This window comes from Rhodococcus sp. BS-15 (assembly GCF_000813105.1).
In the GTDB taxonomy this organism is placed as follows: domain Bacteria; phylum Actinomycetota; class Actinomycetes; order Mycobacteriales; family Mycobacteriaceae; genus Rhodococcoides.
Genome location: NZ_BAOX01000091.1, coordinates 1 through 16,158, shown reverse-complemented (window position 1 = coordinate 16,158; position 16,158 = coordinate 1). Strand labels below are relative to the sequence as shown.

The window sequence follows — 16,158 nt, the reverse complement described above, 5'->3', positions numbered from 1 at the left end:
TGATGAGCGAGGACGACGCCTGATCGGCGCGCGCGCGGTCGCCAGGGACTCGCTGACCAAGACGGCCCTGTTCGGGTCGGATCCCAACTGGGGTCGGGTGCTCGCGGCAATCGGTATCGCCCCGATCGAGCTCGATCCGGATCGAATCGCCGTGTCCTTCAACGGCAATCCGGTGTGCATCGACGGCGTGGGAGCGCCGGGAGCTCGGGAAGTCGATCTGTCCGGCGTCGACATCGCGGTGACCATCGATCTCGGTCTCGGCGCCGGGTCGGCCACCATTCGAACCACCGATCTCTCGCACGCGTACGTCGAAGAGAATTCGGCGTACTCGTCATGACCTCGGCCGCACAGCAGTTGACGGCCGCGCAGAAAGCCTTCACCCTCGCCGAAGCTCTGCCCTGGCTGCAGCGATTCTCGGGCAAGATCGTCGTCGTGAAGTACGGCGGAAACGCATGATCGACGACGATCTGAAGCGGGCGTTCGCGGCCGACATGGTATTTCTACGCACCGTCGGAATCCATCCGGTCGTCGTTCACGGCGGCGGGCCTCAGATCTCGGCCATGCTGACCAGACTCGGCCTGGCAGGTGAATTCCGCGGCGGATTCCGCGTCACCACGCCCGAGGTCATGGACGTCGCGCGGATGGTGCTGTTCGGGCAGGTCGGGCGCGAGCTCGTCGGCTTGATCAACGGTCACGGTCCCTACGCCGTGGGAATCTCCGGTGAGGACGCGCACCTGTTCACCGCGACGCGTCGCACCGTGCTGGTCGACGGCATCGAGACCGACATCGGCCTCGTCGGCGACGTCACCTCGGTGAACCCCGCAGCGGTCTTCGATCTCATTGCAGCAGGGCGCATTCCGGTGGTGTCCACCATCGCTCCGGATCGCGACGGCGTCGTCCACAACATCAACGCCGACACTGCGGCAGCGGCGCTCGCCAGTGCCATCGGCGCCGAGAAGATGGTGGTGCTCACCGATGTCGAAGGCCTGTACACGGATTGGCCCGATCGCAACTCGTTGACCTCCGAGATCGACGCGTCCACGCTCGAGGCGTTGCTGCCCTCGCTCGATGCCGGAATGGTGCCGAAGATGGAAGCCTGCCTGCGGGCGGTTCGAGCCGGTGTTCCGTCGGCTCATGTCATCGACGGTCGCGTCGAACATTCGGTGCTGGTGGAGCTGTTCACCGGTGAGGGAATCGGCACCATGGTCACCCCCGATCACTCTTCTACGTCAGGAGTCACGCCATGACCGGCACCGAGTCCACCCTCGATCTGCAGCAGCGGTGGTCGAATTCGTTGATGGACAACTACGGTGTTCCGCGCGTGGCGCTCGTGCGCGGTGAGGGTGCGGTGGTGACGGACGCCGACGGAAAGCAGTATCTGGACCTGCTCGCGGGTATCGCCGTGAACATCCTCGGACATGCCCATCCGGCGGTGATCGAGGCGGTCACCACTCAGCTGTCCACCCTGGGTCACACCTCGAATCTCTATGCGACAGAACCCGGTATCGCGCTGGCCGAGCAATTGCTCGCGCACCTCGGTGCCGGATCCACCGGCCGGGTGTTCCTGTGCAATTCGGGCACCGAGGCCAACGAGGCTGCCTTCAAGATCGCTCGCCTGACCGGCCGCCCCAACATCGTGGCAGCCGAGAAGTCCTTTCACGGACGGACGATGGGTGCTCTCGCGCTGACCGGTCAGCCGGACAAGCGGATCCCGTTCGAGCCGATGCCTGCAGGCGTGCACCATGTTCCGTACGGCGATGTCGCCGCGCTGGCAGCCGTCGTCGATTCCGACACCGCCGCAGTGTTTCTCGAACCGATCATGGGCGAGGGCGGTGTGGTGGTTCCGCCCGAGGGATACCTCCTTGCGGCGCGGGAGATCACCGCGAAGCACGGTGCGCTGCTGGTCCTGGACGAGGTGCAGACCGGTATCGGCCGAACGGGATGGTTCTACGCCCACCAGTCGGTCGGCATCGTGCCCGACGTGATCACGCTCGCCAAGGGTCTGGGCGGTGGCCTGCCCATCGGGGCCTGCATCGGCATCGGTGCGGCAGGAGAGTTGCTGCATCCGGGCAAGCACGGCACCACGTTCGGTGGTAACCCCGTATGCGCTGCGGCGGCTCTGGCCGTCCTGCGCACCATTGCCGACGAGGATCTGATCTCGCACGCGGACAGCATCGGCAAGGCCATCGCGCACTCCATCGAGGGTCTCGATCACCCTCTGGTGAGCCATGTGCGCGGTTCGGGTCTTCTCCTCGGCGTTGTCCTCACCGCCGCCGTCGCACCGGCGGCCGAAGCGGCGGCGCGCGAGGCAGGCTTCCTCCTCAACGCGGCACAGCCCGACGTGCTCCGGCTCGCGCCACCGTTGATCATCACCGAAGAGCAAGCCGCGTCGTTCGTGACGGCGTTACCGGCAATTCTCGACGCAGCACAGGAGGCTCATCAGCCATGACCGTTCAGCACTTTCTCCGGGACGACGACATCACGCCTGAGCAGCAAGGCGAAATCCTTGCTCTGGCAGCAGAGCTCAAGCGTGCACCGTTCTCGAAGCGTCCGCTCGAGGGCCCCAAGGGGATCGGTGTCATCTTCGAGAAGAACTCGACGCGTACTCGCTTCTCGTTCGAGATGGGCATCGCTCAGTTGGGTGGTCATGCCGTCGTCGTGACAGGCCGCGACACCCAGCTGGGTCGCGAGGAGACGCTGCAGGACACGGGGCGGGTTCTCTCGCGCTATGTCGAGGCGGTCGTGTGGCGCACGTTCGGGCAGAAGCGGCTCGAGCAGATGGCCACCGGCGCAACGATTCCGATCGTCAACGCGCTCTCCAACGAGTTCCACCCCTGCCAGGTTCTGGCGGATCTGCAGACCCTGATCGAGCACAAGGGAAATCTGCAGGGCCGCACCTTGGCCTACTTCGGTGACGGTGCCAACAACATGGCGCACTCGCTGCTCATCGGCGGAGTGACGGCCGGGCTGAACGTGCGGATCGCCGCGCCCAAGGATTTCGCTCCGCTCGGCTACGTTCTCGACGCGGCGCATGCGCGCGCCGAGGAGACCGGGGCCACCATCACCATCACCGAGGACCCGGTCGAGGCGGCGAGCGGTGCCGATGCGCTCGTCACCGACACCTGGACGTCGATGGGCCAGGAGAACGACGGTCTCGATCGCGTCGCTCCGTTCCGGCCGTATCGCATCGATTCCGATCTGCTCTCGAAAGCCCAGTCGGACGCCGTTGTGCTGCACTGCCTCCCCGCACATCGCGGCGAGGAGATCACCGACGAGGTGCTCGACGGTCCCCAGAGCGTGGTCTGGGACGAGGCCGAGAACCGCCTGCACGCGCAGAAGGCGCTGCTGGTGTGGCTCCTCGAGCAGGCCCGACGACCATGAGCGAGGACGTCACTGCGGTGCCGTTGACCGCGTCGACCCGCGCGGGCAGGCAGGCACGGATCATCGCGTTGCTGGCCACGCATCAGGTGCGCAGTCAACCGCAGCTGGCGTCGTTGCTCGCGGCCGAGGGGATCGACACCACCCAGGCCACGCTCTCGCGGGATCTCGAGGAATTGGGTGCGGTGAAACTGCGCGCACCCGACGGTGGAGTGGGGGTGTACGTCGTGCCCGAGGACGGCAGCCCGGTCCGCGGAGTGTCCGGCGGCACCGACCGTCTCCTCAAGTTGCTGGGGGAGTTGCTGGTGTCAACCGATCACAGCGGTAACCAGGCCGTCCTCAGGACCCCACCCGGCGCGGCGCACTACCTGGCCAGCGCTCTGGATCGCGCTGCGATGCCCGAGATCGTCGGGACCATCGCCGGTGACGACACGATTCTGTTGATCGCCCGCGAGCCACATACCGGTGGCGAGGTTGCAGACAAGATCGAAAAGCTTGCTCGACGCGGTAACTGAGATCCGGTTACCCATCATGCGCAACAAGAACAACGAAGGAGCTTGAACACCATGGCCGAACGCGTCATCCTCGCCTACTCCGGCGGACTCGACACCTCCGTCGCCATCAGCTGGATCGGGAGGGAGACCGGCAAGGAGGTCGTCGCCGTCGCCATCGATCTAGGGCAGGGCGGCGAGGACATGGACGTCGTGCGTCAGCGCGCACTCGATTGCGGCGCAGTCGAATCCGTCGTCGTCGATGCCAGGGACGAGTTCGCCGACGAGTACTGCTTGCCGACGGTGCAGTCCAACGCGCTGTACATGGATCGGTATCCGCTCGTGTCGGCCATCAGCCGTCCGTTGATCGTCAAGCACCTCGTGGAGAACGCGCGGGCGCACGGCGGAACCGTTGTCGCACATGGATGCACGGGCAAGGGCAACGATCAGGTTCGGTTCGAGGTCGGCTTCAACACCCTCGCCCCCGAGCTCGAGGTGTTGGCTCCGGTTCGCGATTACGCGTGGACGCGCGAGAAGGCGATCAAGTTCGCCGAGGAGAACGACATCCCGATCAACGTGACCACCAAGTCGCCGTTCTCGATCGACCAGAACGTCTGGGGGCGCGCGGTGGAGACCGGTTTCCTCGAGGACCTGTGGAATGCGCCGACCAAGGATGTCTACGACTACACCGAGGATCCGACGGTCAACTTCCAGGCTCCCGACGAGATCGTCGTCTCGTTCGACAAGGGTCGTCCCGTCGCGATCGACGGCCGGCCAGTCTCGGTACTCGAAGCGATTCAGGAGCTCAACACTCGTGCGGGTGCGCAGGGTGTCGGCCGCTTGGACGTGGTCGAGGATCGGCTCGTCGGCATCAAGAGTCGCGAGATCTACGAGGCGCCCGGTGCGATGGTGCTCATCCGCGCCCACGAGGAGCTCGAGCACGTGACACTCGAGCGCGAACTCGGTCGCTACAAGCGCCACACCGACCAGAAGTGGGCGGAGCTGGTGTACGACGGCCTGTGGTATTCCCCGCTCAAGGGCGCTCTCGACACGTTCGTGCAGCACACGCAGGAGCACGTCTCCGGCGACATTCGCCTGGTTCTGCACGCGGGCGGTATCATCGTCAATGGACGCCGCAGTGGCGAGTCGCTCTACGACTTCAATCTCGCCACCTACGACGAGGGCGACACGTTCGACCAGTCCGCGGCCAAGGGATTCGTTCAGCTGCACGGACTCTCGTCGAAGATCGCCGCGAAGCGGGATCTGGGCCTGTGACGAATTCGGAGACCTCGCACGGAACCAACGAAGGTTCGCTCTGGGGCGGCAGATTCGCATCCGGGCCGGCCGCCGCCATGGCAGCGCTGAGCAAGTCGACGCACTTCGACTGGGTTCTCGCGCCCTACGACATCCGCGCATCCATGGCGCACGCTCGTGTGCTGAACGGTGCCGGACTGCTCACCCCGCAGGACCTCGAGACCATGCTCGACGGTTTGCAGCGCCTCGCCGACGATGTCGCCTCGGGCGAGTTCGTCGCAGCCGAATCTGACGAGGACGTGCACGGCGCTCTCGAACGCGGTCTGATCGATCGCGTCGGACCCGAGGTCGGTGGCCGACTGCGTGCGGGCCGGTCGCGCAACGACCAGGTGGCCACGCTGTTCCGCATGTGGTTGCGCGACGCCATCCGCCGGGTGTCGGTCGGCGTTCTCGATGTGGTCGACGCGTTGGCCACACAGGCAGCGGCGCATCCGACGGCCGTCATGCCGGGCAAGACGCATTCGCAGGCCGCGCAGCCGGTGTTGCTGGCGCATCATCTGCTCGCGCACACCCATCCGCTGCTGCGCGATGTGCAGCGCTTCGCGGACTTCGACACGCGAGCAGCGGTGTCGCCGTATGGTTCCGGTGCTCTCGCCGGTTCGTCGCTGGGTCTGAGTCCGGAGAAGATCGCAGCGGAGCTCGGGTTCGACTCGTCCGCCGAGAACTCGAATCCGGCTTGCCTCTCGCCGACGTCGCCCGAGCGGTACGCGGCCGCGAGGCCGCCGACTATCACCGGAAGGGACCAACCGTCGGCGATTGCGTGGTGATGAGTCCACAGGACCCGCACACCTTCCGCGTGAGGCGCAATCAGCACCCGCGAGAGCGGGTCGACCGGCAGGGTGAAGCCGCGCACACGATCTTCGGTCAGCACGTCGGTCCAATTCACGACCTCGTGGCGGACGTCGATCGGAACGGTGCCTGCTCGTCCGGTGTCGAGAGTGAGGTACGGGGCCGCAGTGGCGTGCGCACCGAGGACAGGGAAGGCGTCGAACACGGCTCGCCACGCGGCGGCGAGCGGACCACGTCGACATCACCCGACAGTTCGAGCACCAACTGCTCGACGTAGACCCCCGGGGACGACGCCTGCGCGGTCTGCAGCAGCATCGCTCGTTGAGCACGGCTGGTGGCGAGCGCATCCGTCCGATCGCCGGTGGGCCGGACCGAGGGAACCACCTCCTGTCCGGCGACGAGCGACAGTTCGCATAGCGTTACCGGTGCCAGAAGTCGGCGAGGTGACAGCTGCACACCCCGTCGGTGCAGAAATCCCACGACCCGCATAGCGGCGATCGAGTCACCGCCGTGCTCGACGAACGTTCGACTCGCGTCGACCTCTCGCGACAACGCATGCCGAACCGCATCCAGGAGTAGGCCGTCGGTGTCGGTCGAGGGCACATCGGCCGCATCGCGCTCGGTCGTCGGGACCGCGACCTCGGACAACAATGCCGCGACCGCACGCCTGTCCACCTTGCCGTTGACATTGCGCGGGATGGACTCGACGACCCGCACAGCGCGCGGAGCGAGATGTGCAGGCACCTCCTCGCGAATGCGCGAGAGCATCGCTTCGACATCCATGTCTGCGAACACGGCATCGTCGACGGCGATGACGAGGTCGCGGCGTCCACCAGGCCCCGTCGCGACACCTGCGACGCACTGATGCCCGGTGATCCGACGCACCACCGCTTCGACCTCGCGCGGTTCGATACGAAACCCGGAGATCTTGAATTGCTCGTCGACTCGGCCGTCGAACAACAGCCGACCGTCGGATCCGATCCGCACTCGATCCCCGGTTGCGTACACCCGCCGTCCGCCGGTCCCCCACGGATCGGGCCGAAACTTGTCGGCCGTTGCGCGCGGGTCGCCGTCGTATCCGTACGCCAGTGTGCCGGTCAGGTGAAGTTCTCCTGGCGTGCCTGCCGGGACCGGGCGACCGGACTCGTCGACCACGCGAGTACCGATACCGGGGACTGCTCGCCCGATCGTGACCGGCTCACTCGCCGCGACGTGATCGGCGGTCGACCAGATCGCACTTTCGGACGGGCCGTACTCGTTGGTCAGTGTGGCACCGGGAAGTCTCGCATGGTGTCGATCGACCAGAGCCTCGGTGCACTCCTCGCCCGCGACGATCACCTGTCGCAGCGAGAACAGGCTCGCGGACTCGTCGAGCAGTGCCTCGTACAGCGACGGGATGGCAAGTACGTGGGTGACACCCCGATGGGCGACGATATCGGCCAGTTCTGCGGTCGAGCGCGGTTCCCCGGTGTCGACGAGCAACAGCTCACCGCCCCGCACCAACGTCCAGAACAGACCGGCGTATGCACTGTCGAACGACAGCGACGACAGGTGCAGAAAGCGTTGCGGCTCTTCGTCGTACACGACATCGCGGGCAGCCGTGGAGTACGCCAGAGCGGTGCGCCCGACGAGCACCCTTTTCGGCCGTCCGGTCGATCCCGAGGTGTGAACGGCGTATGCAGCACGCGTCGGAGGTGTGCGGTCGGGTATCGGAAGTGCACCGGCCGTGGGACTCCCGACCGCACCGCCGTGTTCGATGACGGCCCCTGCGAACGTCTCGGGAATCGCGCCCCTCGTACCGGTAGCGACGACGACCACGTCGATGCCGGCGAGCATGATGGCACGGCGCTGCTCGGGATACGTCGGATCGACGACGACGAAAGCGTTGCCGGACAACATCACCCCGAGCATTGCGGCCACGGCGTCGGGCTCTTTCGGCATCGACACGGCCACGAGCTCGCCCCGTCGACCGCTCAACAGACGGGCCACCCGACTCGCCGAATGCCACAGGTCTGCGTAATTCAGCCGGTCCGAACCGGACGACACTGCGGAACGGTTGGGGTGCGAACGCGCGATGTCTCCGATTCGTGCGATCACATCGGCAGGTGGCGGGGCAGGCTCGCGATCGGCCGGATGCACCCAACCCGAACCGAAGCGACCCGGTTCGACGAAAGCGATGGACTCCGGTCCCGATATGCGCTGAAGATCGTCTCGGATGTGTTCGGCGATCAGCACTGCGGCACGGTGATGCCGCGGTCCGAAATGCACTGCACAGACATATCTTCCGTGTACCAGTCCGACCTGGAATCTCAGATCGAACTGGCCGGTCTGAGAGGGCACCGGATACGGGTTCGCCCGATAACCCGACAGATCGAATTCCCATCGATCGCCGAGAACGAAGGCAGTGCCGAACGCCAGATGTGACGGCTCGTAGAGAAAGGTGGTGCGAGTCAGGTGTGCCGGTTCGTCGGCGTACTGTGCGTACTCCGAGAGCGGAAGACGTCCGTGGCGCCTGGCACCCGCAATGGCCGCGCCTGCTTCCCGAAGGTCGTCGTCGAACGAGAGTCCCACACGCGAACGCGCCACTGCGAGTTGGGTGAAGCTGCCCAGCGTCGTCAGATGTCGTTCGTCGCGCTGCAGCACCGGCATTCCGACAGCGATGTCGGCGGCGCTGGAGGTCGAGACGGCGGCGAGAGCGCGCTGGAAGGCTGCGAGGAACAGTGCGGCCGGCGACACAGCGGCGGACTTCGCATGTGCGCGAAGAGCGTCGGCGACGTCGGGCTCGGCCTCGAACCGCACGAACGGTTCGAGAGGGTCGTGAGCGGGGTCGGTCGAGGTCGGCAGATCGGCCAGCGGATCGTTCGAGTAGCCCTCGACTGCAGCACGCCAATACGCTCGGTCTGCTTCCGCGTCGGCGGATCGCAGGTAGGCCTGCTCGGCATCGACGAACTGCTCGAAGTTCGCTCCTGGATCGATCGTCGTTCCCGGTTCGCCGAATTCGAGCGCTCGCAGGTTCGCGAAGTATTCGTTGAGAATCAGTGGTGCGCTAGCGACGTCGATCAAGATGTGATGGACCACCAGCGACACCACGGCACGGTGCCCGTCACAACGGACCGCCGCGCGGACGAGGGGGCCGGCGAACAGGTCGAACGGTTGCATCGCACGAAGCGCGAGGTCCTCTCGCACGCTCCGGTCACGCACATCGGGCACCCGAGCAACGTCGACCGACATCGACCCGTCGGCCGTCTGGAATCGGAACCCGCTGTCGTGAGCCACAATTCGGCTCGTCAGTACCGGGTGGCGTCGCAGTGCGTCCTCCCACGCCGATCGGTGCACGGCCGCCGATGCCGCACTCGCAACGATCACCGACGCCACGACGTTGTTCCCCACATCCGTGGGTTCGGCGATCTGGTCGAACAGCATCGCCGACTGAGCGGCGGTCAATCGATTCATCTCGCAGATCTCCCATGGGCTGGCGTCGGAATCCCCGAAGGCGCGACGCGCATCGGCTCCGACGGTGCAATGCGGGGTACAGATCGGGTCCGGGGTTCTACTCCGCCGGGTCGTTCTTCGCCGGCACCGTGCGGTGATCGTCCGAGCGGGATGCCGTCTGGCGTCCGCGTACCAGGACCACCAGTGCAACGACGACCACCACGATGATGATGGCGATGAAAGCCATCCATCCGAGCGCCAACCAGACATAGTCCGTGTTCACGAGCATTCCACCTTCGTAGGCCGATGAGAGTCGGCGACTGTCGTTCTCGTGCGCCGGGTTCCGATTCCGTCGAATGCGGTGTTACAACTCGAAAGCTAAGTGGCAGAACACCGAAAGCCAATGGGGTCGCCGCGAAGGTGCACCCTCCACTACGACCAAGGTCGTAGTGGACTACGACCCTCGGGCCATAGACGTGCGTCGCCCGGCCGTAGACGATCGACGCATGGCCACCGCTAGTGGAACAGTCGGTCCCAGCACTGCATCGCCGAGTCACGTTGTCGCTACCGGTGCGCCCGATCGGCCGCTGCGGTCGTCGATCCGCTCCGCCTGGTCCGAAGCTCGCCCCGCGGTGCAGATCATCTTCCAGCTTCGGATTATCGCGGTTGTCGCCGTGGCTTCGCTCGACTCCGGAGCTGTTCCCCGGTGGACGGCCGTCGCACTGTGCTGTGCGGGTTGGCTGTGCATCACGTGGTCGATCTATCTGCTCAACGGTCTTGCCGACCGCGTCGAGGATCGGTTGAACGGTTCCACGCGGCCACTTGCGCAGGGAACACTCGATGCGGGACTTGCTCGCCAGCTCGTCCCCGTTCTTGCGTGCGCGGGTGTGATTCTGTGCGCGTCGCCGGCCGATCTGTCCTGGTGTCGGCGCTCGTCATGGTCGCCCTCGGCTTTCTGTACTCCGCCGGGCCCGCGCCGTTGAAGAACAGTGTGTGGGGAGTCCAGGTCTCGGTGATCGGAGGCGGACTTGCCACCTACACTGCCGGAGCCTGTGCGGCCGGCATCGGGATCTCGCCGGCCGTGGCCGTGTTCGCTGTCGCCATGTCCGCGTGGATGGGAGTCGGAGGTCTGGCCAAGGACCTGTCCGACGTCGAGGGCGACCGCGCCGCCGGACGGTCGACGCTGGCGATGTGGAGCGAACGCGGTACCTGTCTGATCGTCGCTTCGCTGGCCGGGATCATCGCCGTCGGCTTCGTCGTCTCGGCGTTCACGGTGGAAGAACGTCTCCTCGTCCCCGCCCTCGCCTTGGGCTGTGGAGTAGCGGCGATAGGCGCATGCGCGGTCGCCGGACGATCGCGTCGATGGCATCCGCGTACCCCGTACCACGCCTTCATGTACTCGCAATACGGTGCGCACACGGGCGCGCTGTGCATGTTGCTGTGATCGACACCCGGTCGCCGCGAATCGAGGTCCGACCCGACCACGCAGCGAACCACCGGTGAACAGCAGGTGAACCACTTCGGGCGAAGTTCCGAACGGAAGCGCCTCGACGTGCGGGTATCCGTGTCCTCGGTACCAAATGCGCTGTTTGTTCCGCTAATATGACGCGATCGGGATCGGCGTCGCGAATCAGGCTTTCCAGGGCCTGATCCGTCCGGTTCTCCAGGGCGGGGGCGAACGAAGTGAGTGTCGAGCCGAATCGACTCGTCGATCGAGCGGTCGCGGCATACACCACCCTTCTCGACGGTTCGGGAAGCCCGGTACTCACCGACCGATCGTTGCAATTGCAGCTGACGCGTCAGGCCGAGGCCGTCGTGCGCGTCGTCGCAACAGCGTTCGCCGCCTTCGGGACACCGACATCGACGCTGCCCGCGCCCGATCCGAGCGAGGCCATCGGTGAGCAGCGCGCGAAATCCGGTATTCACCCGACCCAGTCGCTGGCAGCGGCCACCTTGATGTTCGAAGCCCTGTTTCCCGTACTCGTCGAAGCATTCGACCCACCGACCGCGACCGATACCGTCGTGGCCTTGGGAACCGCTCTGCAACGCGAGATCCAGGAACGGTTGGCGGTCGGATCGATCCCGTACGTCAACTATCTCTTGACGAAGCTTCTGTCCTCGCAGCAGGACGAACGTAGCCGGATCGCTCGCGACCTACACGACCGTATCGCTCACGGAATGGGTGCTGCACTCCAACAACTCGACCTCTACGACCACTACCGCTCGCGCGATTCCGTTCGAGCCCAAGCCCATCTCGCGACCGCACGCGAGTCGATCAAGTCGAGCTTCGACAGTACTCGGCAGGTGTCGGCGGACCTGTGGGTTCGGTTGGGCGGCGAATCGCTGAGCCAGTCGTTGGCGTCCTACCTGGAATCGACCGTCCCCGAGGGAACGGTCTCCGAAGTGACGGTGGACGGGGACGAACCGGGTCTGGCGGACGAAGTTGCCCAGGAGCTCTACCTGCTGCTGCGAGAAGCGATCCGCAACGCCGTCGTCCATGGGAAGCCCGACACGATCACCGTCGAACTCGCCACCCAGCAGGACAGACTGCGCGCCGTCGTCCGCGACAACGGGTGCGGCTTCGACGTCGGAGCCGTCACGGCGATCAAGATCGTGGGTGGGCTGGCGTCCATTCGCGAACGCGCCGAGTTGCTCGGTGGGCGCGCCGTGATCACAGCCGATCCGGGGTGCGGCACCACGGTCGAGGTTCAGCTGCCGTTGCTCGACCGCACCGCCGAGTCGCTCGGAAGGAACCGATGGTGACCGGCCACGCCATCCGTGTGATCCTCGCCGACGACCACACACTCTTCCGCGACGGTCTCGCAGCGCTGATCGAGACCGACCCTGCGTTCACGGTGGTCGCGCAGTGCCCGGACGGAACGACCGCCATCGAGGTGATTACTCGAGACGTTCCGGATATCGCGGTGGTCGACATCGAAATGCCGGGCCCAGGAGCACACGCGGTGGTGACGGCGATTCGCGCCGCAGCACCGACCGTCTCCATCGTCGTCCTGTCGATGCATCAGGATGCCGAACTGTTGCGCAGCCTGCTCGATGCCGGGGCATCGGCATTTCTGTCCAAAACCGTCGCGCGAGATCAACTGATCGCCGGGCTGCACTCCGTCCAGCGCAGTCCGGACAACATTCTGCTGTCCACGTCTCGCGATTCGATCAGCTCGGCGCTCGACTCCGAGACGCCGGGAACGCCGAACCTGTTGTCGCCCAGAGAACTCGAAGTTCTGCACCTGCTCGCCCAGGCGCGTTCGAACTGGCAGATCGGGCGAGAACTCGGAATCACGGAATCCACGGTGAAGCGCCACCTGACCAATATCTATGCCAAGCTCGGTGCTGTGTCACGGGTGGATTGCGTCCGTAAGGCCACGGCGTTCGGAATTCCTGGCGTCTAGGGCTTCGGGCCTGCCGAACCGGCGCCGGGCTGCGCCTCGCATACTGTCCCGATGATCGTCGAACACGCCCTCCTGCATGTCATTCCTCACCGAACCGACGAGTTCGAAGCCGCCTTCGCCGACGCGAAATCGATCATCTCCTCGATGCCGGGGTTCGTGAACCTGACCCTCTCGCGGGGCATCGAGCAGCCGAATACGTATCTGCTGCTGGTGGAGTGGGAACGCCTCGAAGACCACACCGAGGGCTTCAGGCAGTCCGACGAGTACCAGGAGTGGAAGACGCTGCTGCATCACTTCTACGAACCCTTCCCCGTCGTCGAGCATTTCGCTCCGAGGCTCAGCGCATAGGAGATAAGTTCGAGTTTCGTCCCCATCGCCGTCTCGAGGAGTCACCCGTGGCCAATGCTTCGTCGTTCGTATCCAAGCAGGACGACATCGAGATCAGCACGTACACCTGGGCCACGTCTGCCGATCCGGCTCGCGGCGTCGTGCAGATCGCGCACGGACTCGCCGAACACGGCAGCCGCTACGCCCGGTTCGCCGCTGCCCTGAACGACGCCGGATTTCACGTCGTCGCGTCCGATCATCGTGGTCACGGCCAGTCGATCGTCGACACCCCCGGTGATTTCGGTGCGGCAGCGTTCGCGGGTCTGTGGGCCGACATCGAGCAGTTGGGCGAATCGTTACTGGGCGAGTACCCGGACCTGCCCCTGTTCTTGTTCGCGCACTCGATGGGTTCGTTTGCCGCGCAACATGTTCTGATCGAACGATCCGACTTGTACGAGGGCGTGGTGCTGTCGGGATCGACGACGCTGAACATCCTCGCGGCCGGGATGGCCGACGCCCCCGCGGGCGATCTGAGCGTGTTCAACGCCGCCTTCGAGCATCGCACCGGATACGAATGGCTCACCCGCGACGAGGCGGAAGTGGACGCGTACGTCGCCGATCCTCTGTGCGGATTCGACCTCCCCGAGTCGACGGTCCCCGCGTTGTTCGGTGAGGCCGACAAGCTGGCCGACCCGCACAATCTCCAGCAGATCCGCTCCGACCTACCACTGCTCATCACCTCGGGAACCGACGACCCGCTCGCCGGCGGCGGACAGTTGATCGAGACCCTCGCTGCCCGGTACCGCGAGGCCGGGATGAGCGACGTGACCGTCACCCTCTACCCCGGCGCGCGCCACGAAATCCTCAACGAGACCAACCGGGACGAGATCACCGCGAACATCATCGGGTGGCTCACCGACCGCGCCGGATAGACCTACCGCTTCCGTAGCTGCACGGGCTGCCCGTCCTCCGGGAAGGGCAGCGACGTGAAGTTCAGCGGCGCAACGTAATCGGGGTCGACCGACCAGTCGAACCGCAGCAGCAGATGATGCATGATCGTCTTGATCTCCGCACCTGCGAAGAACATGCCGATGCACTTGTGCACGCCTCCGCCGAACGGCTCCCACGCGTAGCGGTGCACCTTGTCCTCCCGGCGGTCGTCGGCGAACCGGCCGGGGTCGAACTTCTCGGGGTCGGGCCAGTACTGCTCCATGTGGTGCGTGAAGTGCGGCGCGACCGACGCGTACGTCCCCGCGGGTACGAACTTTCCCTGCACCTCGGTGTCCTTGACAGCGCGTCGCGCCACCACCGGAGTGGGCGAGACCAACCGCAGGCATTCCTTCATCACCAGGTCGACACTGTGCAGTTCGTCGAGTTGCGCGAGCGTCGGCGCATCGGTTCCCAGTGACTCCGATTCCGCGCGGCACTTGTCCTGCCACTCCGGATGCTGCCCGAGGTACTGCATCATCGTCGACAGCGTGATCGTCGACGTGTCGTGCGCGGCCATCAGCAGGAAGATCATGTGGTCGATCACTTCGTCGTCGGAGAAACGCTCGCCGTCGTTCCCCTCGATGTGGCACAGAACCGAGAACAGGTCGTCGGTCTCGTTGGCCCGCCGCGCTGGTAGGTAGCGCCGGAAGAACTGTTCGAGCATGGCGCGGCCATCGAGGCCACGCTTCCACCGCGTTCCCGGCACTCGGTAGCGCACGATCGACGTCGCGGCCTGAACGCACGCCACGAAACTCGAGTTGAGCTCGGCTATCTCGGCTTCGGTGCTGCCCTCGGCACCGCCCATGAAGATGCTGGTGGCCACCTCCAGGGTCAACGCCTTGAGCGCCGGGTAGACCTGGACGTCGCGCCCGCCCTGCCACGCGTCCAAACCGGTTGCGGTGACTGGATTCAACGCCTCGACGGATTTGGTGAGTCGGTCTCTCGTGAAGGCCTGCTGCATGATTCGTCGATGCTTCAGATGCTCGTCGGAGTCGAGCAGCATCAAACCACCGTGGAAGAACGGGCCGATCAGCAGCGACCAGCCGTCACCGTTTGCGAACGCCTTGTCTGCGTTCTGCAACACCTCTTGGCATGCGTCCGGACCGAGAACGGTGATCCACTTCTGCCCGGCCATCGTCAGCCACGACACCTCGCCGAATTTTTCCCACCGACTCCCGAGCAGTTTCAGCGGATCTCGGATGTACTCGAGGGTGTGCCCCACGACGGGCATGCCGCCATCGCCGTATACCGGTTGGAGCGTTGAATCAGCAGGTGGAGCAGCCAGAGCACGTGCCATCGTCTACCTCCGTCAATCTGACAGAGTGCCCTGTCAGATGGGATGTAGTCTGCGTCACACCTGCTTCCTCTGTCAAGATCTATCCATGGCTTCCCCGACGCGCCGCTACAACGGCATGAGTGCCGACGATCGCACCGCCGACCGTCGCGCGCGGCTGCTCGAAGCCGGACTCGAGGTGTTCTCGACGGCCGGTGCCCAGAACACGACCATGACCGCGATCTGCGCGGAGGCCAAGCTGACCGAGCGCTACCTCTATCAGAACTTCTCCAGCAAAGAGGACTTGCTCGAGAAGGTGGTGGAGTCGGTATCCGACGAGATCCGGGCCGCTGCTCTGGACGCGCTGCACTCCCCGGCGCCCACCGTCGAGGAACAGGTGCGCAACGCCATCGGCGCGTTCGTCGGCGTGCTCACCGACGACCGACGCAAGGGCCGCGTCGCGATGATCGAGTCACTGGCCGTCGACTCACTGCGGGACTATCGACGAAAGTCCATGCGCGCGTTCGCCCATCTGGTAGCCGAGCAGTCACGCGAACTGTTCGGCGAACAGGCCTGGCCGCAACCACAATCCGAAATCAACGGTCTGCTGTTCATCGGCGGCCTCGCCGAACTGGTCATCGCGTGGTTGAACGACGAAATCGACGTCACCCCAGCAGATATCGTCGACGCCGCCGCCCGCCACTTCGTCGCGACAGCACACCGCTGAGGTGCCTTCGGCAGTGGTGCGAATAAGTGC

15 protein-coding genes and 3 pseudogenes are annotated in these 16,158 nt (G+C 65.3%); 14 read left to right on the top strand and 4 right to left on the bottom strand.

The features are described from left to right. The 7 genes and pseudogenes from RHBS_RS12815 to RHBS_RS12785 form a co-directional block, all read left to right on the top strand. A partial coding sequence (locus RHBS_RS12815; protein WP_187298473.1) for a bifunctional ornithine acetyltransferase/N-acetylglutamate synthase occupies positions 1-337 on the top strand: 337 nt, incomplete at its 5' end. Continuing rightward, positions 334-1,247: pseudogene (argB, locus tag RHBS_RS12810) on the top strand (acetylglutamate kinase). The gene RHBS_RS12815 and the pseudogene argB, both read left to right, overlap by 4 nt. Then, positions 1,244-2,449 carry an acetylornithine transaminase gene (locus tag RHBS_RS12805; protein WP_128645725.1) on the top strand — a complete coding sequence of 402 codons (1,206 nt, stop codon included), beginning with the start codon at positions 1,244-1,246 and terminating at the stop codon, positions 2,447-2,449. Before argB ends, RHBS_RS12805 begins: the two are co-directional and overlap by 4 nt. Further along, entirely contained in the window at positions 2,446-3,381 is a 936-nt protein-coding gene (gene argF / locus RHBS_RS12800) for an ornithine carbamoyltransferase (RefSeq protein ID WP_128645724.1), read from the top strand. The genes RHBS_RS12805 and argF overlap by 4 nt, the downstream gene beginning before the upstream one ends. Further along, positions 3,378-3,893, top strand: a complete 516-nt coding sequence (locus RHBS_RS12795) for an arginine repressor (RefSeq protein WP_037192611.1) — start codon at positions 3,378-3,380, stop codon at positions 3,891-3,893. The genes argF and RHBS_RS12795 overlap by 4 nt, the downstream gene beginning before the upstream one ends. A gap of 51 nt (positions 3,894-3,944) precedes the next feature. Then, a complete protein-coding gene (locus RHBS_RS12790) occupies positions 3,945-5,144 on the top strand; it encodes an argininosuccinate synthase (protein WP_128645723.1) in 1,200 nt (399 codons plus the stop codon). Then, positions 5,141-5,896: pseudogene (locus RHBS_RS12785) on the top strand (lyase family protein); the annotation flags it as partial. The gene RHBS_RS12790 and the pseudogene RHBS_RS12785, both read left to right, overlap by 4 nt. Before the next feature lie 29 nt (positions 5,897-5,925). Here RHBS_RS12785 and RHBS_RS32215 read toward each other — a convergent pair. The 3 genes and pseudogenes from RHBS_RS32215 to RHBS_RS28975 all read right to left on the bottom strand — a co-directional run. Next, positions 5,926-5,997: pseudogene (locus tag RHBS_RS32215) on the bottom strand (hypothetical protein); the annotation flags it as partial. Positions 5,998-6,065: 68 nt separating this feature from the next. After that, positions 6,066-9,425: a non-ribosomal peptide synthetase gene (locus RHBS_RS12775; RefSeq protein ID WP_187298472.1), complete on the bottom strand. Its 3,360-nt coding sequence runs from the start codon at positions 9,423-9,425 to the stop codon at positions 6,066-6,068. Between the two features lie 97 nt (positions 9,426-9,522). Continuing rightward, a complete protein-coding gene (locus tag RHBS_RS28975; protein ID WP_187298471.1) occupies positions 9,523-9,687 on the bottom strand; it encodes a hypothetical protein in 165 nt (54 codons plus the stop codon). Positions 9,688-9,910: 223 nt separating this feature from the next. On the opposite strand from RHBS_RS28975, the gene RHBS_RS31505 reads away from it, so the two are divergent. The 6 genes from RHBS_RS31505 to RHBS_RS12745 all read left to right on the top strand — a co-directional run bounded on the left by RHBS_RS31505 (position 9,911) and on the right by RHBS_RS12745 (position 14,070). Further along, the gene (locus RHBS_RS31505) at positions 9,911-10,387 is read left to right on the top strand and encodes a UbiA family prenyltransferase (protein WP_187298470.1); all 477 of its coding nucleotides are present in this window, start codon (positions 9,911-9,913) and stop codon (positions 10,385-10,387) included. Continuing rightward, entirely contained in the window at positions 10,342-10,848 is a 507-nt protein-coding gene (locus tag RHBS_RS31500; protein ID WP_236745378.1) for a UbiA family prenyltransferase, read from the top strand. The genes RHBS_RS31505 and RHBS_RS31500 overlap by 46 nt, the downstream gene beginning before the upstream one ends. Before the next feature lie 239 nt (positions 10,849-11,087). After that, the gene (locus RHBS_RS12760; protein WP_128645718.1) at positions 11,088-12,167 is read left to right on the top strand and encodes a sensor histidine kinase; all 1,080 of its coding nucleotides are present in this window, start codon (positions 11,088-11,090) and stop codon (positions 12,165-12,167) included. Further along, complete coding sequence (locus RHBS_RS12755) at positions 12,161-12,811, top strand: response regulator transcription factor (RefSeq protein ID WP_128645717.1); 651 nt, start codon at positions 12,161-12,163, stop codon at positions 12,809-12,811. The genes RHBS_RS12760 and RHBS_RS12755 overlap by 7 nt, the downstream gene beginning before the upstream one ends. Positions 12,812-12,862: 51 nt before the next feature. Then, on the top strand, positions 12,863-13,159 hold the full coding sequence (locus tag RHBS_RS12750; RefSeq protein WP_128645716.1) for an antibiotic biosynthesis monooxygenase: 297 nt from the start codon (positions 12,863-12,865) through the stop codon (positions 13,157-13,159). 47 nt (positions 13,160-13,206) lie between these two features. Further along, entirely contained in the window at positions 13,207-14,070 is an 864-nt protein-coding gene (locus tag RHBS_RS12745) for an alpha/beta fold hydrolase (protein WP_128645715.1), read from the top strand. 2 nt (positions 14,071-14,072) lie between these two features. Here RHBS_RS12745 and RHBS_RS12740 read toward each other — a convergent pair whose 3' ends face one another. Continuing rightward, positions 14,073-15,425 carry a cytochrome P450 gene (locus RHBS_RS12740; protein WP_128645714.1) on the bottom strand — a complete coding sequence of 451 codons (1,353 nt, stop codon included), beginning with the start codon at positions 15,423-15,425 and terminating at the stop codon, positions 14,073-14,075. Positions 15,426-15,510: 85 nt separating this feature from the next. Here RHBS_RS12740 and RHBS_RS12735 point away from each other — a divergent pair, with 85 nt between their 5' ends. Then, complete coding sequence (locus RHBS_RS12735; RefSeq protein ID WP_187298469.1) at positions 15,511-16,128, top strand: TetR/AcrR family transcriptional regulator; 618 nt, start codon at positions 15,511-15,513, stop codon at positions 16,126-16,128. Positions 16,129-16,158: the final 30 nt, after the last annotated feature.

What these genes read in the sequence shown, in the direction of transcription:
- RHBS_RS12750 (WP_128645716.1), top strand. Translation starts at nt 12,863, where the DNA reads ATGATCGTCGAACACGCCCTCCTGCATGTCATTCCTCACCGAACCGAC.
- RHBS_RS12735 (WP_187298469.1), top strand. Translation starts at nt 15,511, where the DNA reads ATGGCTTCCCCGACGCGCCGCTACAACGGCATGAGTGCCGACGATCGC.
- argF (WP_128645724.1), top strand. Translation starts at nt 2,446, where the DNA reads ATGACCGTTCAGCACTTTCTCCGGGACGACGACATCACGCCTGAGCAG.
- RHBS_RS12775 (WP_187298472.1), bottom strand. Translation starts at nt 9,425, where the DNA reads ATGAATCGATTGACCGCCGCTCAGTCGGCGATGCTGTTCGACCAGATC.
- RHBS_RS12805 (WP_128645725.1), top strand. Translation starts at nt 1,244, where the DNA reads ATGACCGGCACCGAGTCCACCCTCGATCTGCAGCAGCGGTGGTCGAAT.
- RHBS_RS12795 (WP_037192611.1), top strand. Translation starts at nt 3,378, where the DNA reads ATGAGCGAGGACGTCACTGCGGTGCCGTTGACCGCGTCGACCCGCGCG.
- RHBS_RS12740 (WP_128645714.1), bottom strand. Translation starts at nt 15,425, where the DNA reads ATGGCACGTGCTCTGGCTGCTCCACCTGCTGATTCAACGCTCCAACCG.
- RHBS_RS31500 (WP_236745378.1), top strand. Translation starts at nt 10,342, where the DNA reads ATGGTCGCCCTCGGCTTTCTGTACTCCGCCGGGCCCGCGCCGTTGAAG.
- RHBS_RS12755 (WP_128645717.1), top strand. Translation starts at nt 12,161, where the DNA reads ATGGTGACCGGCCACGCCATCCGTGTGATCCTCGCCGACGACCACACA.
- RHBS_RS12790 (WP_128645723.1), top strand. Translation starts at nt 3,945, where the DNA reads ATGGCCGAACGCGTCATCCTCGCCTACTCCGGCGGACTCGACACCTCC.
- RHBS_RS31505 (WP_187298470.1), top strand. Translation starts at nt 9,911, where the DNA reads ATGGCCACCGCTAGTGGAACAGTCGGTCCCAGCACTGCATCGCCGAGT.